This is a genomic window from Saccharibacillus sp. WB 17, assembly GCF_008634075.2.
Classification (GTDB): domain Bacteria; phylum Bacillota; class Bacilli; order Paenibacillales; family Paenibacillaceae; genus Saccharibacillus; species Saccharibacillus brassicae.
In genome coordinates this window covers 127,814-153,881 of sequence record NZ_VPFK02000029.1, presented here as the reverse complement: position 1 = coordinate 153,881, position 26,068 = coordinate 127,814, and the positions used below count along the sequence as shown (strand labels likewise).

Annotated in this window: 23 protein-coding genes and 1 riboswitch; of the genes, 19 read left to right on the top strand and 4 right to left on the bottom strand. The window is 59.7% G+C overall.

The annotated features are described in order from the left end of the window. Positions 1–395 precede the first annotated feature (395 nt). Positions 396–866 (bottom strand): C40 family peptidase, encoded by a 471-nt coding sequence (locus FTE24_RS16475; protein WP_141448575.1) that lies wholly within the window; start codon positions 864–866, stop codon positions 396–398. Between the two features lies 1 nt (position 867). After that, positions 868–1,006: riboswitch (cyclic di-AMP (ydaO/yuaA leader) on the bottom strand. Positions 1,007–1,356: 350 nt separating this feature from the next. Between FTE24_RS16475 and FTE24_RS16470 the strand changes: the two genes are divergently transcribed. From FTE24_RS16470 to FTE24_RS16435, 8 genes are all read left to right on the top strand, one after another. Continuing rightward, positions 1,357–1,512 carry an aspartyl-phosphate phosphatase Spo0E family protein gene (locus tag FTE24_RS16470; RefSeq protein WP_150232250.1) on the top strand — a complete coding sequence of 52 codons (156 nt, stop codon included), beginning with the start codon at positions 1,357–1,359 and terminating at the stop codon, positions 1,510–1,512. A 173-nt stretch (positions 1,513–1,685) separates the two neighbouring features. Then, positions 1,686–2,183, top strand: a complete 498-nt coding sequence (locus FTE24_RS16465) for a CYTH domain-containing protein (RefSeq protein WP_150232246.1) — start codon at positions 1,686–1,688, stop codon at positions 2,181–2,183. A gap of 96 nt (positions 2,184–2,279) precedes the next feature. After that, the gene (locus FTE24_RS16460) at positions 2,280–2,558 is read left to right on the top strand and encodes a NifU N-terminal domain-containing protein (RefSeq protein WP_337190062.1); all 279 of its coding nucleotides are present in this window, start codon (positions 2,280–2,282) and stop codon (positions 2,556–2,558) included. A 167-nt stretch (positions 2,559–2,725) separates the two neighbouring features. Further along, entirely contained in the window at positions 2,726–3,418 is a 693-nt protein-coding gene (locus tag FTE24_RS16455) for a pseudouridine synthase (RefSeq protein WP_150232242.1), read from the top strand. A 49-nt stretch (positions 3,419–3,467) separates the two neighbouring features. Then, the gene (locus tag FTE24_RS16450; RefSeq protein WP_150232237.1) at positions 3,468–4,139 is read left to right on the top strand and encodes a vWA domain-containing protein; all 672 of its coding nucleotides are present in this window, start codon (positions 3,468–3,470) and stop codon (positions 4,137–4,139) included. Continuing rightward, positions 4,139–4,927: a PP2C family serine/threonine-protein phosphatase gene (locus FTE24_RS16445; RefSeq protein ID WP_160441798.1), complete on the top strand. Its 789-nt coding sequence runs from the start codon at positions 4,139–4,141 to the stop codon at positions 4,925–4,927. The genes FTE24_RS16450 and FTE24_RS16445 overlap by 1 nt, the downstream gene beginning before the upstream one ends. After that, on the top strand, positions 4,924–6,912 hold the full coding sequence (locus FTE24_RS16440; protein ID WP_150232227.1) for a helix-hairpin-helix domain-containing protein: 1,989 nt from the start codon (positions 4,924–4,926) through the stop codon (positions 6,910–6,912). The genes FTE24_RS16445 and FTE24_RS16440 overlap by 4 nt, the downstream gene beginning before the upstream one ends. A gap of 200 nt (positions 6,913–7,112) precedes the next feature. Continuing rightward, positions 7,113–11,027: a collagen binding domain-containing protein gene (locus FTE24_RS16435; RefSeq protein WP_150232223.1), complete on the top strand. Its 3,915-nt coding sequence runs from the start codon at positions 7,113–7,115 to the stop codon at positions 11,025–11,027. 98 nt (positions 11,028–11,125) lie between these two features. On the opposite strand, the gene FTE24_RS16430 is transcribed toward FTE24_RS16435, so the two are convergent. From FTE24_RS16430 to FTE24_RS16420, 3 genes are all read right to left on the bottom strand, one after another. Further along, positions 11,126–12,313 carry a response regulator gene (locus tag FTE24_RS16430; RefSeq protein ID WP_150232218.1) on the bottom strand — a complete coding sequence of 396 codons (1,188 nt, stop codon included), beginning with the start codon at positions 12,311–12,313 and terminating at the stop codon, positions 11,126–11,128. Positions 12,314–12,371: 58 nt separating this feature from the next. Then, complete coding sequence (locus tag FTE24_RS16425) at positions 12,372–15,596, bottom strand: hybrid sensor histidine kinase/response regulator (protein WP_160441797.1); 3,225 nt, start codon at positions 15,594–15,596, stop codon at positions 12,372–12,374. Between the two features lie 244 nt (positions 15,597–15,840). Next, positions 15,841–16,923 (bottom strand): permease, encoded by a 1,083-nt coding sequence (locus FTE24_RS16420; RefSeq protein ID WP_150232209.1) that lies wholly within the window; start codon positions 16,921–16,923, stop codon positions 15,841–15,843. Between the two features lie 230 nt (positions 16,924–17,153). Here FTE24_RS16420 and FTE24_RS16415 point away from each other — a divergent pair, with 230 nt between their 5' ends. The 11 genes from FTE24_RS16415 (at position 17,154) to FTE24_RS16365 (ending at position 26,011) form a co-directional block, all read left to right on the top strand. Further along, positions 17,154–17,831, top strand: coding sequence for a DUF2294 domain-containing protein (locus FTE24_RS16415; RefSeq protein ID WP_141450484.1), 678 nt, complete (start codon positions 17,154–17,156; stop codon positions 17,829–17,831). A 116-nt stretch (positions 17,832–17,947) separates the two neighbouring features. After that, entirely contained in the window at positions 17,948–18,346 is a 399-nt protein-coding gene (locus tag FTE24_RS16410) for a response regulator (protein ID WP_160441796.1), read from the top strand. A 164-nt stretch (positions 18,347–18,510) separates the two neighbouring features. Beyond that, positions 18,511–19,188 carry a Na-translocating system protein MpsC family protein gene (locus FTE24_RS16405; protein ID WP_150232197.1) on the top strand — a complete coding sequence of 226 codons (678 nt, stop codon included), beginning with the start codon at positions 18,511–18,513 and terminating at the stop codon, positions 19,186–19,188. A 141-nt stretch (positions 19,189–19,329) separates the two neighbouring features. Then, complete coding sequence (locus FTE24_RS16400; protein ID WP_150232193.1) at positions 19,330–19,725, top strand: response regulator; 396 nt, start codon at positions 19,330–19,332, stop codon at positions 19,723–19,725. Positions 19,726–19,808: 83 nt separating this feature from the next. Further along, positions 19,809–20,858 carry a selenide, water dikinase SelD gene (gene selD / locus FTE24_RS16395; protein WP_150232190.1) on the top strand — a complete coding sequence of 350 codons (1,050 nt, stop codon included), beginning with the start codon at positions 19,809–19,811 and terminating at the stop codon, positions 20,856–20,858. Positions 20,859–20,916: 58 nt separating this feature from the next. Continuing rightward, complete coding sequence (gene mnmH / locus FTE24_RS16390) at positions 20,917–21,957, top strand: tRNA 2-selenouridine(34) synthase MnmH (protein WP_150232189.1); 1,041 nt, start codon at positions 20,917–20,919, stop codon at positions 21,955–21,957. 189 nt (positions 21,958–22,146) lie between these two features. Continuing rightward, positions 22,147–22,785 (top strand): deoxynucleoside kinase, encoded by a 639-nt coding sequence (locus FTE24_RS16385; protein ID WP_150232187.1) that lies wholly within the window; start codon positions 22,147–22,149, stop codon positions 22,783–22,785. Between the two features lie 82 nt (positions 22,786–22,867). After that, positions 22,868–23,545 (top strand): deoxynucleoside kinase, encoded by a 678-nt coding sequence (locus FTE24_RS16380; RefSeq protein ID WP_150232185.1) that lies wholly within the window; start codon positions 22,868–22,870, stop codon positions 23,543–23,545. 24 nt (positions 23,546–23,569) lie between these two features. After that, a complete protein-coding gene (locus FTE24_RS16375; protein ID WP_150232183.1) occupies positions 23,570–24,286 on the top strand; it encodes a hypothetical protein in 717 nt (238 codons plus the stop codon). A 161-nt stretch (positions 24,287–24,447) separates the two neighbouring features. Continuing rightward, on the top strand, positions 24,448–25,272 hold the full coding sequence (locus tag FTE24_RS16370) for an undecaprenyl-diphosphate phosphatase (protein WP_202111890.1): 825 nt from the start codon (positions 24,448–24,450) through the stop codon (positions 25,270–25,272). A gap of 187 nt (positions 25,273–25,459) precedes the next feature. Next, on the top strand, positions 25,460–26,011 hold the full coding sequence (locus FTE24_RS16365) for a hypothetical protein (protein ID WP_150232181.1): 552 nt from the start codon (positions 25,460–25,462) through the stop codon (positions 26,009–26,011). The last annotated feature ends 57 nt before the right edge of the window (positions 26,012–26,068 follow it).

Here is a 26,068-nt window from a genome sequence, read left to right as displayed (position 1 = left end):
GTTGTCGTAAAACCAAGGGATGCGATCAGAGGGCAGAGAACCCCCTTGATAGCCGGTACGCGTTTTGATCCGGCCCGATCCTTAGCTACTTCGAACGATGCGGCAGAACATTCTCCTCGTCACCCCATTTGGAAAGATGGGTCCACTATAGCAAAAAAAGCCCGTTAGGGCAAAACCGAAAAAAAGTTCAAAAAAAGTTCGCAAGAAATGCAACCAAATCGACGGCCTGTCCGTCTATGTAGTATCTGATTAAAAGGAACGGTCCCCGGAGACGATAAAACCCGTTCCCCGGCTCGTGCGCCGGAAGGAACGGGTTAATGGAAGATGTTGATTGAAGCGAATATGGGTGTGATGGATATGAGAGAGTTGATGAAGACGAAGACGTGCGGAGAAAATCAGCTCTGAACCATTTGACCGTAAGACCAGTCGCTTGTTACGCGCTTGGCGGTCACGTAGCGTTTGCCCCAATACGAATTGGACAGGCTTGCGATGCTGACGCCTTTGCTGCTCGAAGAATTGGCAAACTTGCCGTTGCCTACGTAGAAGCCGACGTGCGAAATTCCGCGTCCCGTCGTGTTGAAGAAGACGAGATCCCCTACGCGGAGATTGGACTTGGATACGGTCGTGCCTTGCTGAGCCTGGCTTGCAGCCGTACGGGCCAGCGAAACGCCGAACTTTTTGAAAATATATCGGGTGAATCCGGAACAATCGAAACCTGAGGTCGTCGTGCCGCCGTATTTGTAAGGCGTGCCCGAGACTTGACTTACTGCGGCGTTAAGTGGTGCGGAGCTGGCGGCATATGTACTTGTGGCCCCCGACGTAAACAAAATGGCTGCTCCCAATACGGAAATGACAAGCTTCTTCAAAAATTTTTCCCCCTGATGCCTACGGAGTTAGCTAAGGGCTCGGTGGTAGGAATTTCCCTATACTCCCTCTGAAACAAGAATAATTCACCCGAAATGGTTCCCCCGTTTTCTTGCGTTAAGAAATTCGGCATTTATTAATATTTTGTAACTATTGATACTCTACCTTACTGACTATCGGTTTGTCAAACGCTCCTTTAAAACACAAAAAACTTATCGACATCGCATGATTATAACAGGCTGAAAACGAAACACAAGTGACAAATTTGTAATTATTGCTGGGAAAAACGCACGTATTTGTTACAATTGGCGGTACGGAAGGCTTCGCAAAGCCCGAACGTACAGCGTTGGATATTTCTTTTTCGGCAGTTTCGCCCTGTTCGACAATAGCTGCGCGCAAAAAAGTTTATTTAAAATGTTGGGATTTTATCTCTTGGATTGGTGCTGTTTTACCGATTTATGGTATAGAGGACTCGAGCGGGAGGGCCTGGAGATGAACAACAAAGATATTCAAGATGAGATGGAACGCCAGCGTCGAATTCTCCACCAGTTGGCCGACGAGTACGGTTTCCTCGATCAGCGCGTGCTGATGCAGTCGCAGAAGCTGGACGAATGGTTGAACGAATACGAACGCTACAAAAACGCATGACGGTTCATGTGAAGTTTTTTTATGAAAACGCTTGCCTGCTTACTGCTCTATTCAAGCGCGTAGCCTACGCGCTTTTTTGCGTTTGCCGTTAAATCGCCGTCTTGGCTTTCGGGAGCCCGATCTTTCGGGGTATACTTATAGAAGAAAATACGGGCATACGAGGAGGAAGCCGCATGGCAACGGAAATCGAACGCAAATTTTTGTTGGATCGCACGCCGGAAGAACTGATCGCCGCCGGATCGTTCCAGCGCCGCTCGCAGCAGACGATCGAGCAGACTTACCTGGCGCTGGACGAGCAGCAGGAGGTGCGCGTGCGCAGAATGGTCGACGCCGATACGGGCGAGGTCGAATATACGCATACGTTCAAGCAGGGCAACGGCATGAGCCGCGAAGAGATCGAATACTCCATTACCGAGAGCATCTACGGCCAGCTGTTCCGGGCTTCGGGAGCGGTGCCGCTGACGAAGACCCGGACGACGGGGGAATGGAACGGCTTCACGGTCGAACTGGACCGGTACGAACAGCTTGACCTGACGGTGGCCGAAGTCGAATTCGACTCGCTCGAAGAGGCGCAGGCGTTCTCTCCGCCCGATTGGTTCGGCGAAGATATCAGTTCCAAGCGCGAATACAGCAACAAAAAAGTGTGGAAAGAACTGCAAAACCGCGCTTGAGGCCCGGCCGCTTCGAAAGAGTCGGCGCCGCAGGGCGGCCATATGTTACAATAGAGCCAATTCGTCCGCTTTCCGGCGGACAAATTTACGAAAGAGGTGAGGACTATCACGGTTCAAATTCATGTTCAACAAACGCCTAATCCCAATTCGGTTCGGGTCGGAGCGGATTCCGTCCTGTTCGAAGGTCCGAAAAGCACGTCGGTCAAAGCGGGAGAGCCGAGCGAGCATCCGCTGGCTGCGGCGCTCGTCGAAATCGACGGCGTGGACAACATTTTCGGCATGCGCGACTTCGTAACGGTCAGCAAACTGCCGGACGCGAGCTGGGACGATATCCTGCCCCAGGTCGAAGAAGCGTTCCGACGCGTATATCCATAGGATGCAGGTTTCGCTTGCCGAAGCCTTGATATCCTGATCGACGAACGTCTCCTCCGACGGCATTGGGTTTCGCTTTCGGGTCAGGAGACGTTTTTGTTTAGACCTGTAATGAAGTCAAACAGCCGGCTTCCGGTTATTACAATAGAGAAGACGAAAGTTGGACGAGCATGCGCATCAATAAATACGTGAGCGAGAGCGGGTACTGCTCGCGGCGGGAGACGGACCGGCTGATCGCCGCCGGACGTATCGCGATCAACGGGGAAGCGTGCGCCGCCGGCGCCGACGTGCTTCCCGGCGATACGGTGACGATCGACGGGCTGCCTATTCCGCCCAAGGCGGAGCCGGTGTACCTCGCTCTCAACAAGCCGCGGGGTATCGTATGCACCCATGCTCCGGGCGTGGCCGGGAACATCGCCGATTACATGGACTACCCGGTGCGGATTTTTCCGATAGGCCGGCTCGACAAAGATTCGGAAGGCCTGATCCTGCTGACCAACGACGGGGGCATCGTCAATCGAATGATGCGCGCGGAACACGGTCATGAAAAAGAATACGTCGTGACGGTGGACAAGCCGGTGACCGACGATTTTTTGCTTCGGATGGCCGGCGGCGTGCCGATCATGGACACGGTGACGCTGCCCTGCCGGACTTACCGGATCGGGGAATCGACGTTCGGCATCGTGCTGACGCAGGGATTGAACCGGCAGATTCGCCGCATGTGCAAAGAACTCGGCTTCCGGGTGCTGGAGCTGCGGCGAGAGCGGATCATGAACGTGAGGCTGGACGGCCTGGAGACAGGGCAGCGGCGGAAGCTTGGCGCGCAGGAACTCGGCGAGCTGCTGGCGGCGCTGCAAGAATAGAAGGAGCGGCGAATCTTCGCCGCGATTACAGATGAAGGGGCTGCTTGAGATGTTTGAATTCGACCAGATACCGTTTGCCGCGGAATTCGCGGAAAACCCGGAGCCTAGATGTCCCTGCATTTTGCTGTTGGATACTTCGTATTCGATGAGCGGACAGCCGATCGAAGAGCTGAACCGCGGGCTGTCTTCGTTCAAGGAAGAATTGATGACCGACAGCATGTCGGTCAAGCGGGTGGAGCTTGCCGTGGTCAGCTTCGGCCCGGTACAGGCGACGTCCGATTTCGGCACGCCGGACGACTTCTACCCGCCGATGCTGACAGCCAGCGGCAATACGCCGATGGGCGCGGCGATCGAGAAAGCGGTCGCGATGCTCGAAGACCGCAAAAACGTGTATAAGCAAAACGGCATCTCCTATTACCGGCCGTGGATTTTCCTTATTACCGACGGAGCCCCAACCGACGACTGGCAGCGCGCCGCTTCGCTCGTGCGCGCGGGCGAAGCCGCCAAGTCGTTCATGTTCTTCGCGGTCGGCGTGGAGAACGCCGACATGAACGTGCTGAACCAGATCGCGACCCGGGCGCCGCTCAAGCTCAAAGGGCTGCGCTTCGCGGACCTGTTCTCCTGGCTGTCGAATTCGCTGAATTCGGTGTCGCATTCGGCGCCGGGCGACCAGATCCGGCTGGAAAATCCGGCTACGCCGGAAGGATGGGCGCTGATCTGATGTGGAAGTACGCGAACGCTTCCGTGCGCGGCACGTCGCACGCCAAGACGGACAAGCCTTGTCAGGACTTTTCGCTGTGCCGGACGTTTGCGGCTTCGGGCGCGCAAGAGGTGCTGCTTGCGGCCGCTTCCGACGGAGCGGGCAGCGCTTCGCGTTCCGAAGAAGGCTCGGAGCTGGCCTGCACGATGTTCGCCGACGCGCTCGACCGGCATTTCGGCCGGGGCGGGCGGATCGAACAGCTGACGCGCGAATTTTGCGAAGCGTGGCTGTCCCGGTTCCAGCGGGCCATACGCGCCCGCGCGGCCAAAGCGGGCTGCCGCTCGCGCGAATTCGCCTGTACGTTTCTGGCGGCGGTCGTGAGCGGGGACACGGCGGTATTTATTCAGATCGGCGACGGCGCGATCGTATTTTCGGAGAAGGAGGACGACTACATGTGGGCATTTTGGCCGCAGCAGGGCGAATACGAGAACATGACTTACTTCGCGACGCAGAGCAGCGCCAAGAAAGTGCTGCAGCACAGCCTGCACGCGGGCCGGCAGTACGGCGAGATCGCCGTATTTACCGACGGCCTGCAGCGTCTGGCGCTGCATTACCAGACCCGCAGCGCCCATGCGCCGTTTTTCCGTCCTTTTTTCTCCGTGCTGAGACGGCTGGAAGCGGCGGATCAGAGCCGCTACGGCGATTCGCTGCGCGCTTTTCTCGATTCGGGCCGGGTGAACGAGCGGACGGACGACGATAAGACGCTCGTTCTCGCGAGCCGGCTGGCGCCGCCGGAAGGCACGCCATGAAACGGGCCGACCGGATCGTCAACGGCAGCGGGGCGGAAGTGGTCTTCGGCCGGGAACTCGGCCGCGGCGGGGAAGGATCGGTATTCGAGTTGATCGGGCAGTCCGATCTGGTGGCGAAGGTGTATCACAAGCCGCTGCCCAAAGACAAGCAGGAGAAGATCGAAGCGATGGTCCGGTTGAAGACCGAACGGCTGCTGCGGTTTACGGTGTGGCCGGTCGATGTGCTGCGCGACGCCGGGCGTAGGATTATCGGCTTCCTCATGCCGTGCCTGAGCGGCAAGGAAATCCACAAACTGTACGGCCCCAAGACCCGGCTCACGGAATTTCCGCAGGCCGGCTATTCGTTCCTCGTACATACCGCGGCCAATCTGGCGCGCGCTTTCGCGGCCGTGCACGAAGCGGGCCACGTTGTCGGAGACATCAACCACAGCAATTTCTACGTCACCGACCAGGCGACGATCCTGATGCTGGACTGCGACAGCTTCCAGGTACAGTCCGGCGGCACGCGCTTCGGCTGCGACGTCGGCATTCCGATGTATATGCCGCCGGAACTTCAGGGCGTCACTTCGTTTCGCGGCGTCGTGCGGACCCGCAACCACGATAACTTCGGCCTGGCGGCCTTCATCTTCATGCTGCTGTTCATGGGCCGCCATCCGTTCGCGGGCAAATATTCCGGCACGGGCGATATGCCGATCGAGCGGGCGATCCGCGAATTCCGGTTCGCGTACGGGCCCGCTTCGGCGGCCCGGCAGATGCAGCCGCCTCCGGGTTCGCTGCCGCTGCAGGTGCTTCCTCCTGCCGTGCAGGCACTGTTCGTGCGCGCTTTCGCGCAGGAATCGATGACGCGCCGGCCCGAGGCGCAGGAGTGGATCGAAGCGCTGCAGGAGATGGGCGGGCATCTCTCTTCCTGCGCGCGCAACCCCGGGCACCAGTATCCGTCGCAGGTCGGTTCCTGTCCGTGGTGCGCGATGGAGTCCGCGACGGGCGGACTGCTGTTTCGCCCGTCGCACACCACGCCGCACGGCTCGGCGGGAGACCGCGCCTCCGCGCAGGCGGGCGGTTCTGCCGGCGCCGCGGCCAACTTCCAGCTGCCGGTCGTCTGGATGCAGATCCAGCGCGTGCCGCAGCCGCCGCAGGCCGGCACGCTGCCGGAACCCGCGTCGCAGTCTTCGCAGCTGTCGGGGCCCGTGGCCGCGTATTTGCGGCGGCGCAAATGGCGCGGCGGCCTGTCGCTGCTGTCGCTGGCCGCGGCGGCGGGCATCTGGATCTTCCTGCCGGGCTTCTGGATACTGACGGTCGGCGGATGGGCCGGGTTCAATCTGCTGCTGCTGGCGGCAGGCAGAGGGCGGCGCAGACTGCGCGAGACACGGTCGGACGAACGCGAGCAGCTTAGAGGCCGCTGGGAAGAGCTGTCGCGCCGGTACCGCGACGCCGGGCGCTCCGGCGCTTTTGCCGGGAAGCTGCGGGAGCTGGAGCAGGCGAGGCGCGAGTACCTCGATCTGGAGAGCTTCCGGGCGGGAGAGCTGCGCCGCCTGGAGAGCAAGCAGCGCACGCTGCAGCTTCAGGCGTATCTGCGCCGGCAGCGGATCGAGCAGGCCCAGCTCGACGGGATCGGCCCGGGCCGCCGGGCGACGCTTGCACTGTTCGGCATCGAGACGGCGCTGGAAGTCGAGACGCAGCGTCTGGCGCGGGTGCCCGGCTTCGGTCCGGCCAATACGCGCATGCTGCTGGCGTGGCGCGACCGCCTGGAACGGCGCTTCGCGTTCGACCCGGTGCTCGGCCGGGTGCCGCAGGCGGAAGTGCTCGCCGTGGAACGGGCGGTCGAAGCCCGAACGCGCGAACTGGAACGGCGGCTGTCCGCCGGCCCGGCCGAGCTGATGCGGATCAGCTCGGGCATTCGCGCGAAGCAGGAAGCCGCGCTGCGCGAAGCGGGCGGCACGGCCCGGGCGCTGGCGCAGGCCGAACTGGACTTGCAGGCGCTCTAGGCCGCGCGAAGCCTAATGCGGCGCGTCTCCGTGCAGCACCCAAAAAGATCGACCAAACTCCGTGTCAGGCGGGCTTTGGTCGGTCTTTTTTTGGGTCCGCCGCCTCATGTTCATTTTTTGTATATGTGCCTCCCTTATGCTTCTTCTCAGGCAAGTGCCAAGCGAGCATTTTGATATCAGCAAAGGGAGGACAACAACAGATGAGAAAGAGAATGAGCCTGCTGGTCATCGGCCTGCTGCTCGTCGTGCAAATCCTGCAAGGATTCGGATTCGCGACGAACGCAAGCGCGCAGCAGACCGTGACGGAGGCGACGTATGCCTCGGAGGCCACCGGCGGAACGTCGGAGCAGCCAAGCGCAGACGTTATCGTCGACGACGAATCACAAACGAACGAACCACAAACGAACGAACCACAAACGGAAGAACCGCAAGCGGAGAAACCGCAAGCGGAAGAACCGCAAGATAAGGAAAAGGCGGACAAAGCGGAACTTTCCGCTTTGGCGCAGGAGCCGCGGGCTCCGAAAGCGATGACGGAGAACCTGATTACGTCCGTCAATCTGACCGTGTTCGACGCGGCAGGCAGCACGGTAACGGATGCCGTGTACGAGCAGGGCTCCAAAGTGAAGCTCGACTTCAACTGGGCGCTCGCCGACGGACACGATTACGTGCAGGGCGATACGTTCACGTTCGACCTGCTTCCGGAGAACAAGTTCGTCATTTTCAATGACATCTCGGGCGACCTGATCATGGAAGACGGAGAAAGCGTCGGTACGTTTGCCGTCAATCGCCAGACGCGTCAGGTCGTCATGACCTTCAACGAATTTATCGCGCAGTACGACGCGGTTCAGGGCAAGATCAGCCTGGAGACCCAATTCGACAAACAGAAGATTACGGGTTCCACCCAGCAGCAGATCAAATTCCCGATTAACGGCAGCGAACAGGTCGTCGATCTGGTGTTCAAAGCGGACATCAAGCCGGCGATGAGCAAAACGGGCGCTCCAAATGGCAATTTGAATGCCAAAAGTATCAACTGGACGCTCGAAGTGAACCGTACCGGGCAGACCGTGCAAAATGCGGTCGTGACCGATCCGCTTCCAAAAGGATTGGCGCTGCAAGCCGGTTCGGTAGCCGTCTACCCGATGACGTTCAATCTGGACGGCACGGCTTCGGCTCAGGGAACGGCTCTGGACGCCAACGAGTATACGATCGGCCAGACGGCGAACGGAGCAGCTTTTACGCTCTCTTTTAAAAATCCGATCAGCAGCGCGTATCAAATCAAGTTTGCGACGGATCTGACCCCGGATGCGGCCTTCGTCAACGACGAAGCCCGATTCGAAAACAAAGCGACCTTCGGCGGAGACGGAATCGACGGGGCCGACGCGTCCGCAACGGTCACGGTGAAGTCCGGGCAGCTGCTGGACAAGCAAACGACCGGCTATAACAAACAAACCCAGACGATCGATTGGGCGATCAAGTACAACTACGGCGAACAGAATATCGCAAGCGCCGTTCTGACCGACTCTTTCGACGACTCGCACAAGCTCAAAGGCGACGTGAAAGTGTACGAAGTGTCGCTCGCGACAGGCAGCCCGGTCAAAGGGGCCCTGGTCGACGCGTTGGACTATGAAGTGACGCCGACACCGGCGGCCGGCGGCAAAACCGGCTTTACGTTGACGTTCGATCAGGCGATCGATTCCGCTTACCTGATCGAGTATCAAACGGAGACGTCCGGCGAAGTGTACACGGACGGCAAAGTCGTCAACCGCGTCACGACGGGCGGCGTCACGAAGGAAGCGACCCGCAATGTGCTGCAGGCGTTCGGCGAGAAGAAGCTGAGCGGCACGAACTACACGACGCAGCGCGCAACGTGGACGATTACGCTGAACGAGAACAAAGCGCCGATGGACAAGCTCACACTCACCGACACGTTCACGAACGGCGGATTGACGCTCGTGCCGGGTACGCTGAGCGTCAAGAACTCGGCTGGCGGCACGGTCGCTCCGGCGGACTATACGCTGGCACCGTACGGCACGCCGGGCAGTTACAAAAACGGCTTCACGCTGGAGTTCAACGGAACCGTGTCCGACAAATATACGATCACGTACCAGACGTCGTTCGATACGGACGACCTGACAGGCACCGGCAAGACGATGCCGAACAGAGCCGTGATCGCCTGGATCGACACGATCACGACGACGGACCGCACATTGACCGTTACCGATACGCTGGACCCGAACGGCTATACCAAAAACAACGGGTACAAAAACGGAACGTACAACGCCAAAACCAAAGAAATCACGTGGAACGTAGGCTTGAACTACAACCGCGACAAGCTTGCGACCGCTTCGATCGAAGACGCGCTGGAAGCCAATCAGAAGCTGGTTGACGGTTCGGTCGCCCTGCACGAGATGACGATCGCTGCGAACGGAACGCCGACGATCGGCAGCGTAGTGCCGCAGGCCGATTACAAAGCGGAGTACGATACTGCCAGCCGCAAGCTCGTCGTTTCTTTTAACGAAGAAATCGATTCCGCTTACGTTCTGACTTTCCGCACGAGCCTCGAAGGCAAGTTGATCGACAACACGGCCAAGAACACGGCAATCGTGAAAAACGGCCCGACCGTATCCGCTTCGCTGACCGGATCGGTATCGATTCCGAACGGCGGCGAATACGTATCGAAAAAAGGTACGCAAAGCGGCGAGATGATCGATTGGAAGATCGTGATCAACGCCGGACAATCCTACGTAAGCGAAGCGTCCATCACCGATACGCCAAGCGCGAATCAATCGCTTGTGCCGAGCACGTTCAAGCTGTACCAAGCCGAAGCGGCCGCAAACGGCACGCTGACCCAATCGGGAGATCCGCTCAAGGAAGGCGAAGCGTACATACTCAAAATCGAACGCGACGCGCAGGGCAAAGAGTTCTTTACCCTGACTTTCAACTCGGATATCTCTTCGGCTTATATCTTGCAGTACGAGTCGTTGATCAACGCCAATAACGGCGAAAAAGTAGGCAATACCGTCGCTTTCCAGGGAAAAAACGTGGAGACGGTAAACAAGCAGACAAGCGAAGAAGTGACCGTGGGCGTATCGTCCGGTTCGGGCTCCGGCAGCGGAGTTCGCGGTCAACTGACCGTCGTCAAAGTCGATGCGCAGGATGCCGCGAAAATGCTTGCAGGCGCCACCTTCACGCTTGACCGCAAACTGGCGAACGGAACCGTCGTTCGAATCGGCACGCAAACGACCGGAGCCGACGGCAAAGCGGTGTTCACGAAGCTGCTCTCCGGCAGCTATATCCTGCAGGAGACGCAGGCTCCCGAAGGTTACGAACTGAACCTCGGCGCTGCCGGGCAGGCTGTGACGATCGATGCTTCGGGCACGAACGTCGTCACGGTCAAGAACAGCCAAAAACCGACGGAACCGGTCACGCCGCCCGTGACGCCTCCGGTAGACCCGCCGGTGACGCCGCCCGTCACCCCGCCGGTCGATCCTCCGGTGACACCTCCGGTCGATCCCCCGGTGACGCCGCCGGGCCCTCCGGTCACGCCTCCGGTGAACCCGCCGGTGACACCGACACCGGAACCTCCGGTACCGCAGACACCTCCGCCGGTCATCCCGACGCCGGAGACGCCTGCGCCCGTAACGCCGCCGCCGGTCATTCCGGCGACGGAAGAACCGACGCCTAGACCGCCGGGGCTGTACTTCCCGGAATTCCCGCTTCCGACGCCGCTTATCGTCGTGCCGGAAGACGGACCGCCTGCGGGCGGACTGGACGTCGATCCCGATCCGGCGACGCCGGAACCGACGCCGACCGTGCCTCAGCCGGACGACAGCATCGACATTGTCGACGAGACGCCGCAGGGCGGACTCGACGTCGATCCGGACCCCAATCCGAATCCGACTCCGGCACCGGGGCAGCCTCAGCCCGTACCGGCTCCGATCGAGTCGCCGGACGGCCCGACGCCGAGCGGAACGGTCGAAATTCAAGGCGGCGTCCTGCCGCAGACCGGCGAATTCGATACGGTTCCGACCCGCGCTTTGGGCTTCGGCCTGATCCTGCTCGGCCTGCTCGGATTCCTGCTCGTACGCAAAAAAGGACTGGAAAACCGGGATTGATCCTGATCCGCTAAACGTACCAAAAAGCCGCTTCCAAAGTGTACTCACACTTCGGAAGCGGCTTTTCTCTGTTGCGGCACGCTATGCGCCGGCTAGTCTCAATTCGGGCCCGAGCGCAGGGCGATCGGGACGTTCCCGCCGTCGGCAAAATCTCCGGCGTTCCAGCTTGTGTACCACTGCGACAAGATCAGGGGCAGCTCGACGTCAAGCTCCTGTTCGAACAGCGTCTCCGCCGTTCGGTAGCATTCGTCGACCGCGAGCCGGTCGCCCAGCATGGCGTACGCCTGCAGCAGGCCCAGATGCGCGTATTCGGAATACGGATGCAGCAGCGTCAGCTTTTTGTACTGGGCGGCCGCTTCGGCCGTTTGGCCGCTGTCCAGCAAAAACAGGGCGAGGCCGGAAGCGTGATGCAGCTGCAGGGCGCGCAGCCGTTGGCGTTCGCCTTCCGCCCATTCATAATCGTAATCGGCGAGGTAGTCGCCGATGTACAGTTCCGCCAGGCGCAGATGCCGGGCGCAGGTGGCGGCGGTGACCGCTCCGAGCGACCGGATACCGGTCTCGAACCGGTCGACGTCCAGCACGACACCGCCCAAATGCAGCGTGTAGCCTTCGCCGCCGCTCGTATTGACGATCTCCGCGTGGATGCCGCTCTGCTTGAGGCATTGGCGAATCTGGTAAATCGCCGTATACAGATAAGTCGAAGCCCGCTTGAACGGGGAATCGGGCCAGAACTGCTGGATCAGGCGTTCTTTGGCGACGAAGCGTTCGCGGTGATGGAGCAGGTACGCGAACAGCTCCTGCGCGCGCGTCGTGCGCCAGCGGAACGCCGGAACTTCGGAGCTGCCCGGGACGGCATAGGGACGAAGCGTTTTGAAGCAGCCGATCATCGTCTCTTCGGCCGGTACTTCGGGAGCCTCGGCTTCCTGGCGCCGGCCGCTCAGGCGCGTGAGCGTCTTCGCCAGGCGCGTCCGCTGCACGGGCTTCAGCACGTAATCGAGCGCATTCAGCTCGAACGCTTCGATCGCGTACCGGTCGTATCCGGTCACGAATACGATGTCGGACCCGGGACTTGCCTGCTGCATCATCTCGGCGGCCTGCATGCCGTTGATCTCCGGCATGACGATATCGAGAAAGATGACGTCGGGCTGGCTCAGGCGGGCCGCTTCCACGGCTGCGGCCGGGTCGGTATACGATTCGATACTGTCGAATTCCGGCAGTTCGCGCAGCAGCTTTTCCATATGCATCACGGCCAGCTTCTCATCGTCGATCAGCAGAGCCTTCATCATGTTCGATTCACCTCTTTAGCGATATTCTTCTTGATGTCCACAACGAAAGCGGGCGGACTTAATCCGAAGCGAGTCCGCCCGGCGAAGGGCGACCGCCATTTAATGGAACGCGAAACGACACGGTCGTGCCTTCGCCGGGGCGGCTGCGAATCGACAGGCCCGAGCCGTACAGGCGCTTGAGGCGGCGATCGGTATTGAGCGTGCCGATGCCCTGCCTGCCGCTGCTGACGGGAACGAGCAGTCCGCCCAGCGTATCGGCGTCCATGCCGACACCGTCGTCGGTCACCGTGAAGACGACGTCTCCGTCGACAAGCTGCGCGTCCAGCGAGACGCAGCCGCCTTTGGAGCGGCTGAGCACGCCGTGCCGGACCGCGTTTTCCACCAGCGGCTGGATGCAGAGCGGCGGAAGCATCAGCTCCGGGTCGATCTCTTCGGGAATGTTCACTTCGACGCGCAGCCGGTCTTCGAAGCGCATCGTCTCGATGTACAGATAGGAGCGGACAAGTTCCAGCTCGCGCTCCAGCGGCACGAGCGGACGGGCACTCCAGTAATCGAAGCTGATCTTCAGGTAAGAACCGAAAGCCTCGATCGTTTCGTTCATTTTGTCGATATCGATCCCGCTCAGCGCCGTAATCGAATTCAGCGCATTGAACAGGAAGTGCGGCTGAATCTGCGCCTGCAGGTAGGCCGCTTCGAGGCCGAGGCGCTCGCTGACCGCGCGCTTGAGATCGGTCAGCGCCTTGACGCGGTAGTTCAGCTCCAGCGCGTCGGCCGGCTTGGCCAGGTAGTCGCTTGCGCCGGCCGCGAAGCCGGCATAGATGTCTTCCGGCCGGCTTCGCGCCGTCAGCAGCAGAATCGGCAGTTCCGCGCGCGAATGGCGCTCGCGTATCCGGGCGGAGAGTTCGTAGCCCGACATCTTGGGCATCATGACGTCCGCGACGACGAGGTCCCAGCTCTGCTCGTCGAGCAGCTCCAGCGCTTCCGCGCCGCTGAGCGCGGACGTGACCCGGTAGCGCGCTTCCGGCAGGAGGCTGCGCAGAACGCGCAGATTGACCGGGTCGTCGTCCACGGCCAGAATCCGCGGCCGGGGATCGGCGCCGCCGAGGCTGCCCGGCTGCCCGGCTCCGCTCTCGCCGGAGCCGTCGGCCAGGCGTTCTTCCGCCGAATACGGCGGAAGCGGCGCCTGGCCGCGCTTCGCCGCGGCTTGCGCGGCGGCTTCGGAGAGCCGGCCGGCCGCGCCGGGCTCTTCGGCCGTGCTGCGTCGGTCGCCGTCTTCGGCAGGCGAAGCCGGACGGCCGATTTCCCAGGCCGACACTTCGGCCAGCGGGAGCGAGAACGAGAAGACCGAGCCGACGCCCGGCTCGGATTCCGCTTGCAGCTCTCCGCCGTGCAGTTCGGCCAGGCTGCGGCTGATCCCGAGGCCGAGCCCGATGCCAGCGGCGTTGTGCAGCGGATCGCCCTGCTCGTACGGCGCGAAGATCCGCGCCAGGTCGGCCGCGCCGATGCCGGCGCCGGTATCGGACACCGAGAGAACCGCCCGCGGCGCTCCGGCCGAGCCGGCCGGCGCAGACGGCTTGGCGCGAGCATCGAGCAGCCGCGCGCGAACGACCACTTTGCCGGAATCGGTAAACTTGATCGCGTTATGAATCAGATTGAACAAGATCTGCGTCAGCCGTTTCTCATCCGCGTAGACGGCAGGGAAATCGTCGGGCATGTCGAGTTCCAGCTCCAGCGCTTTGCCCGCCGTCATGTAGCGCAGCATGTCGAGCACGCCGGCGGCCGTCGATTGGACTTTGACCGCTTCCGGGTGGATCGCCAGCCGGTTCTCGCGAATCTGCGAGACGTCGAGCAGGTCGCCGAGCAGCAGGCCCATGCGGCGTCCGACCTGGCTGACCAATTGCAGGTCCCGCCGGGACCGCTCGCTCAGCACTTCGCCTTCCGCGGCGAGCACGCCGTCGGCCATATGGATCATGCCGTGCAGCGGCGTACGCAGCTCATGCGACGTATTGGCGAGAAAATCGTCTTTGGTCCGGTCCGCCTGCTGCAGCCGCCGCGCCAGGTCCGCGAGATCCGCGTTATTGCGGAAATAGCGGCCGACGGCGTAAGCGACCGTGCCGAGAAACGCGAGCAGAATATCGAACGGGTAGAAGCCCGGTTCGACCCAACCCGCGTTTTTGAATCCGCCCCAGATCAGGGTGGACGTCATACCGGCCGCGGCCACGAGCAGAAAAATGGCGTTCCGGTCTTTTTGAAGAATGTAGCGGATCAACAGAAGCGGCACCCAGAGGGACGGAAACAGCGTCGCGACGGTAAACACGCCGATCTTGGTCGAGTAGAGTACCGCTTCGATCGGCGCGATCGCGATAAAGGCGCCGTACAGCGCCGCCGCCGCGAAGTAGGGCCGGTATTTGCGCCGGCGAATCGGTTCGAGGCAGAACGAGACGGCCAGTGCGAGCATGAGCGTCATCATCGCCGCGTACGCGAACAGCGAGATCTTCTTGGCGATCGCGTAATCGAACGGCCAGATCGCGAGCAGCACTTTGTCTTCGTCCAGCGAGATGCTGAACACGGCCGCGATCAGCAGCAGGGTGAACAGCAGGAAAATCTTGTCTTTGCGGCTGAACAGGTAAATCATGCCGATATACAGGGCGTGCAGCAGCAGAAGCGCGAGCGTGATCAGCTGCATGCCGACGTTGTACGTACGTTCGGAATTGATCGCGTTGGTCGGACCGAACTTGATCGAGCGGGCGATTCCGCCTCTGCGGGCGTTCTCGAAGTTCGACACTTCGACGACCAGCTCGATCTCGGCCGCGTCGGGCAGCCCGAACGTATCGGTGTTCACTTCGGCCGTATGGTCGGCCGCGTTCGACGCCGGATGGCCGAGCTGCGATTCGAGCCGTCCGTTGGCGTACAGCCGGTACGCGGTCTGGATGTCTTTGACCATCAGTTTGTAGGAGTGTTCCTGCGCCGGATCGATCAGCACGCGCAGCCGGTAGCTGCCGTAGCCGTCGGCCGAATCCCGCTTCGTCTCCAGCGCGTCCTGCCAGCTGCCCGGCACCTGGATATAAGCCGGAGGGACTGCGCCCGAAGGTTCGGACAAGATCAGCCGCCCCGGGTAAAATTCCCATTCGCCGTCGAGCGGAAGCGTGTGCCAGTTGTCGAGCGGCGTGCCGCGCAGGTCGAGCACGCCCTGCTGCGCGCGGGGCGGATGAGCGAGCGAGTACGGATTCGTCAGCACCAGCCGCAGTCCCGACAGAATGATCAACAGAAGAATCAGCAGCAAAAAGATCGAAACTTGCGGCGAAAGTCGAAACGTTTTTTTGAAAGGGTGACGCATCAAGGTTCTCATACCTTCTACTTTAATTCTGTCGGCGGTTCGAATCCACACTTTCTTTGCATGAAACGGCGCGGAATCAACATTTATTTCAAATTCCATGCCAAAAAGCCCAAGAACGGAGCGGAAATCCGTTCTTGGGCCTCTTTATGCATGACGGGATACGGGAATCAGGCGGTGCGCATCGGATTGGTTAGAGCAGCCACATGGCCGCAAGTCCGCACAAAACGCCGAGTCCGACGACGGCGGCGGCTACGAACAGCAGCGCTTTTTTGGGAAAAGAGCGCGAGATCATCAGCAGGGAAGGCAGGCTGACGGCCGGCAGCGTGAACATCAGGGCCGCGGCCGGTCCTGCGCCGAGTCCGAGCGCCATGAACGACTGCGCGATCGGAATTTCGGCCGCCGTCGGAATGACGAACAGCATGCCGGCGATCGCGAAGCCGACAATGGCGAGCAGGTGGTTGCCGCTGGCGATTCCCGAACTCGGGAACAGCCACGTCTGCGCCGCACCCAGCAGAAGGACAGCGGCGAAGTACGCCGGTACAAGCGTCAGCGTCATGCTGCCGACGCTTTTGATCCAGCGCACAAGCAGCGGCTGTTCCGGCGCGGCCGAAGCGGTCGTCAGCGTATCTTCCGGTTCCGGACTTAGTCCTTCCGGAAGCTTGGCGTCCGCCGCGAAGCGGTTCGCCCAATAGCTGACGCCGAACACGAGCACGACGCCGAATACGATCCGCAGCGCGACGAACTTCCATGAGAGCACGAAGCCCATGAAGATCAGCGTGGCCGGATTCAGCGTCGGATTGCCCAACCAAAAAGCGAGCGCGGCGCCGACGGACACTTGCTTTTTGCGCAGGCCGACAGCGATCGGCGCGGCGCAGCACGAGCACATCATGCCCGGCAGACCGGCCGCCCCGCCGGCAAGCGTGCTGCCGAACGACGTTTTGCCGAGCGTTCTCAGCAGCCACTTGGCCGGAAGCAGCACCTGCACGAGCGAGCCGAGCAGGATGCCAAGCAGCGCCGCTTTCCAGACCGCCTTGAAATAGACGACGGCGTATCCCCAGGCGGTCGCCCAGGAAGCGCTTTGCGGGCCGCTTTCGCCCAGAATGGAAGCGCCGATCGAATGATCGGCCGCAGCTTTGATCGCTTTATGGTAATACGGCCACCATTTGACGTACGACAGACCGACGATCGCGATAAGAATGAAGATGACGGCAAGCGCTATCGTTTTGCCGCGTTTGGAACGAAGACCCGAATGGGGTGAAGCGGATACGGACATGTGGAGCCTCCTGTTGTCGGAAAGTGTAGGTGAACGTAAATAATAACATATCCGATTGTCCAAAATCCGAAATAAAATTTCGTTTTTTAACTTTTCCACATTTTGCTATCGCATATTGAAACAAGTTACAGTATACTAATTGGGAATGCTCATATTCGGCTGCCTGATTAGGTCGTAGAGCCGATGTGTCCGAATTCTGGGCATATCCTGATAACTGGGCCGGTGTTAGTATGAATGAAAAAGAAACAATCAGCCTGGTGACGAGTTACGTCGGTAAGTTGCTGAGAACACGGTTTGGCAAGGGCCCCGAATCAGTAAACGTTTTTTTGTGCGACCAATGCATCGTGTTCCATTTGCGCAATTTTATGGGACCGGTGGAGAAGTTCCTGCTGACGCAGGAAGAAGAAAAAGCTTTTCGGTATACGCGCGAACTTCTGATGGAATCGCTGCTGCCGGAACTCAAAGCTTTTTTGGAAGAAAATACGGGTTTGAGCGTGACCGAGTTCTACTATGATTGGGGCGTACACAACGCTTCGGGCGCGATCGTCGGCGTCTTCGGTTCTTCCCTGGACCAAACGGAAGCTTACCCGGGCAAGGAAGACGTGCACGAGAAAGTGATCAACGTGACGGCCGCCATTCAGAAAGTTCCCGAACACATCGACTCCTGGTGGGTCACTCCCAAGATGCTCGCCGTCTTTAGACAGGGTATAACCGTACTGCTGGAAAAAGAAATGGTGGAACTGGGTTACACCGAAGTTCTGAAGGCCGCCAAACGCCGCCTGGAAAAGCGCATGCTGGAACAGGACGCCAATGCCGGCGCTATTTTGAACAAAACGTTAACGGACCTGTACGCGGATTGGGATTTCGACCGCGATCGCAGCATTGTCATTTACATATTCAAGGAATAGGACGAATAGAGATCGGTAACGATTCAGACGCCTTCGGGACGCGCTGTTCAATCGGGCCGAAGAAGAGGTGATGCCACCTCTTCTTCGGCCTATTTTATTGGGAAAGGATGGTCGAATTGCAGAGAGATTCCGCCTATGTGCTTTACATCGAGGACGACCGTTCCAGCATGCTGCTCATCCGGCATATCTTTCGCAAAAAACTGCCCGAATTCACGCTTCTGGAAGCCGGCAGCGTGGAAGAAGGCATGAGACTTGCCCGGATTCACCGACCGATCCTGATCCTGATGGATATTCAGCTGCCCGGCATGGACGGTTACGAAGGCGTAACCCGTCTGAATGCCGATCCCCAAACATCCTTGATTCCGGTATGGGCCGTCAGCGCAAGCGCGCTTGACGACGACGTGCAGCGGGGGCTTTCAGCGGGCTTTCAGCAGTATTTGAAGAAGCCGCTCGGCATGGGCACTCTCGTTCGGTTGATCCGGGAGAGTCTCAAGCTCGAAAGCCGGGAAAAGTAAGTGTGGCATAATGTTGGAGTGGTTCTTTGCCTTAATGTCGATTTTCGCACAAGATCGGCGTATACTGGCAGGGAATACCCGCATCTTGGTCTTGGCTATGCCGTCTACAACCAGTCTCTGGACGCGGAGTATACCTTCTGGAAGTGAAAACGGGGAACTTGGACTTGAACAAACAAGAAACGGTAGACCGGATTGCGGGTCATGTAGGGAAGCTGCTCAGGAACCATTTTGGCAAGGGGCCCGAAGTCCTGAACGTTTCCCTGGATGACCGGAGCATCGTGCTTCATCTGAAAAATTTCATGACTCCGATCGAAGACGCGCTGCTCGCGAAGAAGGATGAGAAGACGTTCCGTTATACGCGGGAATTGATGATGAAAGCTCTTGTGCCGGCATTGGAGACGTTCGTGCGGGAAGATCTGCATCTGCGGTTCATGAGCCTGTATTACGATTGGAATCCGGGCAATTCTTCGGGAATGATCACGGTGCTGCTCGACTCGGAAACCGATGCGAACCGAAATTACGAAGGTCGGGAATCGGTTCATACACAGATTGTCGATATTTTGACGAAGACGCAGGCCGAACCTTATTACATCGATTCGTGGTGGGTGGATGCCAAGACGCTGCTCGTTTTTCGAAAGGGTATAGCCATACTTCTCGAAAAAGAGCTGAACGCGCTCGGCTATACGGACGTTCTCAAAACAGCCAAACGCTCGCTTGAAAAAGAGTTGATGTGGAAAGAAGCGCATATCTCAAAAACGGTACGCAAACCGATGACGGATCTGTACATCGATTGGAATTTCGATCGGGACGACAGCGTCATCGTCTGCCGGTTCGACGGATAGACCGCGCCTGTTCCGACAGTCCCATAAACAGTTGAATAAGACGGTAGCGATTCAGACATCCGTGGGGATGGGCTGACCATTCGAGCCGAAGAAGGGCGTGCATCCGCATGCCTCTTCTTCGGCTTTTTTGGAGGGATTACGGTGGATATCGGCAAAAAAGAAGTGTTGTATATCGAGGACGATTCTTACAATATGCTCGTCGTGCGTCATCTGTTCAGGAAAAAGCTCCCGCAGCTCAAGCTGCTCGAATCGGCAACGGTCGAAGCGGGCCTCGAATGCGCAAGCCGCGAACGACCCTGCCTGATCTTGATGGACCTGAAATTCATCGGCATGGACGGCTACGAAGGATTGACGGAGCTGCGGCGGCGGCCCGAGACGCGGCATATTCCGGTATGGGCAGTAAGCGCCTCCGTCATGGACGACGAGATCGAACGGGCAAAAGAAGCGGGATTCGATGCGTATATCAGCAAACCGATCGAGATGAAAACGTTCGTCGAACGCCTGCAAGCTTACGTCGACAGCCTGCCTTCCCTTTGAACCCCATCGCGGTCGACTCCGCAAAAGTGGTAGAATAAAGGGACGATCCAAGTAAACGCCTATCCGGAAAGGAAGATGAGTTCATGTCCACACCCGAAAAGATCAAACTGACTTCGCTCTCCTCCAAAGGCGGCTGCGGCTGCAAAATCGGTCCCGCCGACCTGGCGCAGGTGCTGCGCAACCTGCCTCCGCAGGCCGCCAATCCCAATCTGCTCGTCGGGCTCGACACGAGCGACGATGCCGGCGTCTACCGGCTGTCCGACGACCTGGCGCTCGTCCAGACGCTCGACTTCTTCACGCCGATCGTCGACGATCCGTACGATTTCGGCCAGGTGGCCGCGGCCAACGCGATCAGCGATATTTACGCGATGGGCGGCCGGCCGCTGACGGCGCTCAATATCGTCGCGTTCCCGATCCATACGCTGGACAAATCGGTCCTGACCGATATTCTGCGCGGCGCGGGCGACAAAATGGCCGAAGCCGGCGTCACGCTGGTCGGCGGCCATTCGATCGACGACAAAGAGCCGAAGTTCGGCCTCGCCGTCACCGGAACGGTGCATCCGGACCGGGTGCGCACGAACGCCGGCGCGAAGCCCGGCGACAAGCTGATACTGACCAAGCCGATCGGCGTGGGCATTCTGAGCACTTCGATCAAAAAAGATCTGTTGAGCGCGGAAGAGATCAAGCGCGTCACGCACGTCATGGCGACGCTGAACAAGACGGCCGCCGAGACGATGGAGCCGTACGACGTGCATGCCTGCACGGACGTGACGGGATTCGGCCTGCTGGGCCACGCGACCGAGATGGCCAAAGGCAGCGGGATGGGCATCGTCGTCCGCTCCGCCGACGTGCCTCTGCTGCCGCGGGTACGCGAACTGGCCGAAGGCGGCTCGGTGCCGGGCGGCACGCGCAACAACTACGACCATATCGAAGCGGACGTGGATTTCCCGGAAGAGATGGACCAGACGGGCCGCTTCATTCTGTGCGACGCCGTCACTTCGGGCGGTCTGCTGATCGCGATCGACGCCCAGCAGGCGGACGAGCTGCTTGAGCGTCTGCAAGCGGCCGGAGTCGAAGCTGCGGCGATCGGCGAAGTGATCGAAGAAAATGCCGGCCGCATCACGGTCCTCTGATCCGCCTGGGCGAAACCGATAAAATCTTTTGAGCCGATATGTTAAGGAGAGAACACATTTGTTTCAGGACATTACGATAGAAGAACTGCTGGCCAAACGGGCCAGCGGAGAGATCGCGACGATCGACGTCCGGTCGCCGTCGGAATACCGCAGCGCGTCTATTCCCGGCAGCCTGAACATTCCGCTGTTCGACGACGCGCAGCGCGCGGAAGTCGGCACGCTGTACACGCAGGTCGGCGTCGAAGAAGCCAAAGAACGCGGCTTGCAGATCGCTTCGGCCAAACTGCCCGAATTCATTCGGCAGTTCAAAGAAATCGAAGGGCCAAAAGCGGTATTCTGCTGGCGCGGCGGAATGCGCAGCCGGACCACGGCGACGGTGCTGGACCTGATGGGCATCCGCGCGTACCGGCTGAACGGAGGCTTTCGCGCTTACCGTAAATGGGTCGTCGAACAGTTGGAACATTTCGACCTGAAGGCCCGGGCCATCGTGCTCGGCGGCAACACCGGCAACGGCAAGACGGCCATCCTGCACCGGCTGCTGCAAGAAGGCTACCCGGTCGTGGATCTGGAAGGCATGGCCGGCCACCGCGGTTCGGTATTCGGCGGTATCGGCGTGGAAGTCCGCAACCAGAAAAGCTTCGATTCGCTGCTGCTCGAAAAGCTGATGCAGGTCGGCAGCGGACCTTACCTGCTGCTCGAAGCCGAGAGCAAGCGGATCGGCCGGGTCGAGGTGCCCGCTTTTCTGATGGATGCCAAAGAGCGGGGCTTGCAGCTTCGAGTCTCGCTGCCGATCGAAGAACGGGTCCGCCATATTCTGGAGGATTACCGGCCCGAAGAGAACGCGGAAGCGTGCATGGCGTCGTTCCTGCGCGTCAAAGAGCATATCCATCAGCCGATCGCGGCCGAGATCCATCGGCTGATGACGCTCGGCGAATATGCCGGTGCGGTGCGGATGCTGCTGGAATCGTATTACGATCCCAAATACGATTATTCCTCCGATCGGCTCAAAGCGGAGAACACCACGTTGATCGAAGCCGATACGGCCGAAGAAGCCGCCCTGCGCATCAAAGAGATTCTGACGGCGGAATACGGAGCGTAGGCGCAAAGACCCTTCGGGGTCTTTTTTTGCTGCGCTGTTTTTGTCGCACGATTTTCACGAAATTCGATGCGATTTCTGTCCGGTTTTATCGGCCGCTATGATACAATGGCATACGGTGCGTTTGCGGACGTGCCCGTTTATTTTGGACCTGCGCCGGACAATCGGCACAGGCAGGCAGGAGGATTCGCAGTGAACCAAGTTCCCTATATCGCGGTCGAAGGACCGATCGGCGCCGGCAAGACGACGCTCGCGACGATGCTGGCCGCGGAATTGAATATGCCCGTGCTCAAAGAAATCGTCGAGGAAAATCCGTTTTTGGGCAAGTTTTATCAAAACATCGACGAGTGGAGCTTCCAGCTCGAGATGTTTTTCCTGTGCAATCGGTACAAGCAGCTCGGCGATACGGAATCGCAGCTGATTCGCCGGGGCACGCCCGTTATCTCGGATTACCATATTTACAAAAACCTGATTTTTTCCGAACGCACCCTCAAAGGGCGCGAGCGGGAGAAATACCGGCAGATCTACCACGTGCTGACGGACGATCTGGCCAAGCCGAGTACCATCGTCTATATCAAAGCGAGTCTGGAGACGCTGCTGGCCCGGATCGACAAGCGCGGCCGTTCGTTCGAGCAGGACATGGACCGCGCCTACCTCCAGCAGTTGATCGAAGACTACGAAGCCGCGATGGCTTCGCTGGCCGTAACCGAGCCGGAGACGACGATCATTACGGTCGACGGGGACGCGGCCGATTTCGTGGCGAACCCCGACCATTTCGCCGAGATCGCCGGCCGGGTCAAAGCCCGGATCGCCGGACATCCGCTTCGCTAAACGCTGCGGCGTGCGCGGATGTCCACCCGCCGCGTACACCGCATACCCTATCCATTTAATATAGAAGGAGTTTGACCTAACCATGAACCCAACTTATCTGTCTTCCATTCCCGCCGACGCCCTCATTACGGTAGCCGGCACGGTAGGCGTCGGCAAATCGACGCTGACTGCCGCCCTTGCCCAGCGACTCGGCTTCAAGACGTCGCTTGAGAAAGTCGACCATAATCCGTATCTCGAAAAGTTCTACCACGATTTTGAACGCTGGAGTTTCCATCTGCAAATCTACTTCCTCGCCGAGCGCTTCAAAGAGCAGAAAGCGATTTTCGAAGCGGGCGGCGGCTTTGTGCAGGATCGTTCGATCTACGAAGACACCGGCATTTTCGCCAAAATGCATGCCGACCAGGGCACGATGTCCGCTGTCGACTACGAGACGTATTCCAGCCTGTTCGACGCGATGGTGCTGACGCCGTTTTTCCCGCATCCCGACGTGCTCGTGTATCTGGAAGGCAGCCTGCCGTCCATTCTGGGACGCATTAACGAACGCGGCCGCGAGATGGAGATCCAGACCGAAGTGACGTATTGGGAAAAAATGCACGGACGTTATGCCCAGTGGATCGACGGATTCGACGCCTGCCCGGTGCTGCGCCTGAACATCGACGAATACGACGTGAACGATCCGGCTTCGCTGGACGAGATTCTCGTAAAAGTCGGCCGGAAAATCGAGGAATCGCGCAGGGAAAAGACCGGCTCGAACGTCTAATAACCGAAGCGGAGGTGGCTGCGCATGAATCTGTTCCGGCTGTCCGCGGCTGTGTGGGGTCGAAGCCGTATGGACGACTTTTTGCGGGACTGCTTCGTCAGTATCGGGTATCCCGGCCTGGGGGATCTCGAAGACGCCGACCGGGCCGAGGTTTCTAAGCGGCTCAATCGGGTGTATGGATATGAAGGGAACGAGCTTGAACGCAAGCTTGAAGACCTGCATACGTTCGTTCGCGTCATGGACGACGGCGATTACGTGCTCGTCGCGGACAGCGGCCGCGTCTGGCTGGGCGATCTGGGCGATTATTATTATCGCGAAGAGTACGACCGTCCGGAGGCGGACACCTGCCACCGCCGGGGCGTGACCTGGCTCGGCGTGCTGCCGGCCGCCGCGCTGAATCCGGCGCTGCGCGAATTTGCGCGCGAGCTGCCGGCCGGCGGCGGCGAGTCCGCCCGCGCCGCGGAGCGGTATCCGCTGCCGGCGGAGCAGGCCGGGCTCGAAGCTTTCGCCGCGCAGGCGCCGGGCGGGCAGCTGCCCGGGCTTGGTTCTGCGGCGTCCGGCGCGGCTCTCCCTTCGCGCCTCGTCGACGAAGGGACGCCGTCCGGCGCGGCTTTCCCTTCGCGACTTGTCGACGAAGAGACGCTGCGCGAAGCGGTTGCCGCTCTGCGCGAAGCGCTGCGCGGCGACGATCCCGAGCTGCGCGTGCGCGCGGCCGAAGCGCTGCTCCGGTACGGACTCTAACCGTCCGGAGCTTCTTCGCCGCGCGCCGCGAAGCGCCCGGGGCCGATCGCCGCGGGCCCGGCTGGATTGCCCGGCCGTCGCCATGATAAGATGGAAAATGCTTTGGATCGAATAACGGATAAGCGGAGAGGCGGGAGAGAGTGGATTGGGATTTATTTTCATTGTTTAAATCGCTGATTCTGGGGTTCGTCGAAGGGATGACCGAATTTGCGCCGGTGTCTTCTACCGGCCATATGATCATCGTCGACGACCTGTGGTTGAAGTCGGAAGAGTTCTTCGGTTCGAAGTACGTGGCGAACACGTTCAAGATCGTGATCCAGTTGGGGTCGATTCTGGCCGTCGTCATCCTGTTCCGCAAAAAGTTCTACGAACTGCTCGGCTTGAAAGGCCGTCACTCGGGCGCTCCGGCGGGAACGCCGAAGCTGAACCTGCTGCACGTCTTTATCGGCCTGCTGCCAGCCGGCGTGCTGGGCCTGCTGTTCGACGATTACATCGACGAGCATCTGTTCTCGCTGGAGACCGTGCTCGGCGCGCTCGTCATCGGGGCGATCCTGATGATCGTGGCCGACCTCGTCATGCGCAATTCGAAGCGCAAAACGATCGAAAGCGTCGATGAGATTACATACGGAAAAGCGCTCTATATGGGACTGTTCCAGTGCGTCTCGCTCTGGCCGGGCTTCTCGCGTTCCGGCGCGACCATCTCGGGCGGCGTCCTGATCGGCATGAGCCACCGGGCCGCGGCCGACTTCACGTTCATTATGGCCGTTCCGATCATGGCCGGCGCCAGTCTGCTGTCGCTCGCCAAAAACTGGGAATACTTTACGCTGGATGCCCTGCCTTATTTCGTGGTCGGCTTCCTCAGCGCTTTCGTATTCGCCATCATCTCGATCCGCTTCTTCCTGAAGCTGATCAACCGGATCAAGCTCATCCCGTTCGCGATCTACCGGATCGTGCTCGCGGCTGTCATCTACCTGGTCTGGTTCTGATCGGGATTTATCGCTTTGCCGCCATGCCAAGTCCGAACGTCCTTCACAGGCCGTTCGGGCTTTTTCACGTGGTCGAACCGGGATGTGCCGGCGTACCGCCTGCATCGGAAGCGGGCGAAGCTTGCAACGACGGGGCGCAAAGCGCGTATACTGGAAAGTAACGACTGCCCAAGAGGAGAGACTGCTTATGACCGCCGGACAACTGATGAAAAATCTGCTCAAAGGCTTTGTCTTCGTATTTTATTTTCCAATCTATGTGCTGCAAATGGGGTTCGGCTGGCTGTGGAACCGGGTGCTGGACCCGGCGTTTTCGTGGTTGATGCTGCGCGTCGCCCTGCCGCTTGCCGCATGGGTGTGGCGCACGCTGCTGGAACCGCTGTGGCGTCACGTGTTCGAGCTTCCCGCCCGCTGGCTGTGGAAGACACTGCTGCGCCCGCTTTTTCGCTTCATATGGTTGTACGTGCTCTATCCGCTGCTGCATTACGTCGTGTATATGCCGCTGCGCTTCCTGTGGATCTACGGGCTGCGGGGGTTCTACGTCCATATTTTGCGGCCCGTGCTGAACGCCTGCCGTATCGCGGCGCTGTGGATCGGGACCGTCCTCTCCGCCGTCTGGCAGACGCTCGTCGTTCGCCCGCTGCGTTGGCTGTGGCGCACGCTGCTGCATCCTCCGCTGGACTGGCTGCGACGCGAAGTGCTGAAGCCGCTCGGAGTCTGGTTCAGGAGTTGGTTTCGATGAAAAAAACGTATAAAAAGATACAGTTTTGACGCTTTTGTGCAAAGCGATAGCAGGCGG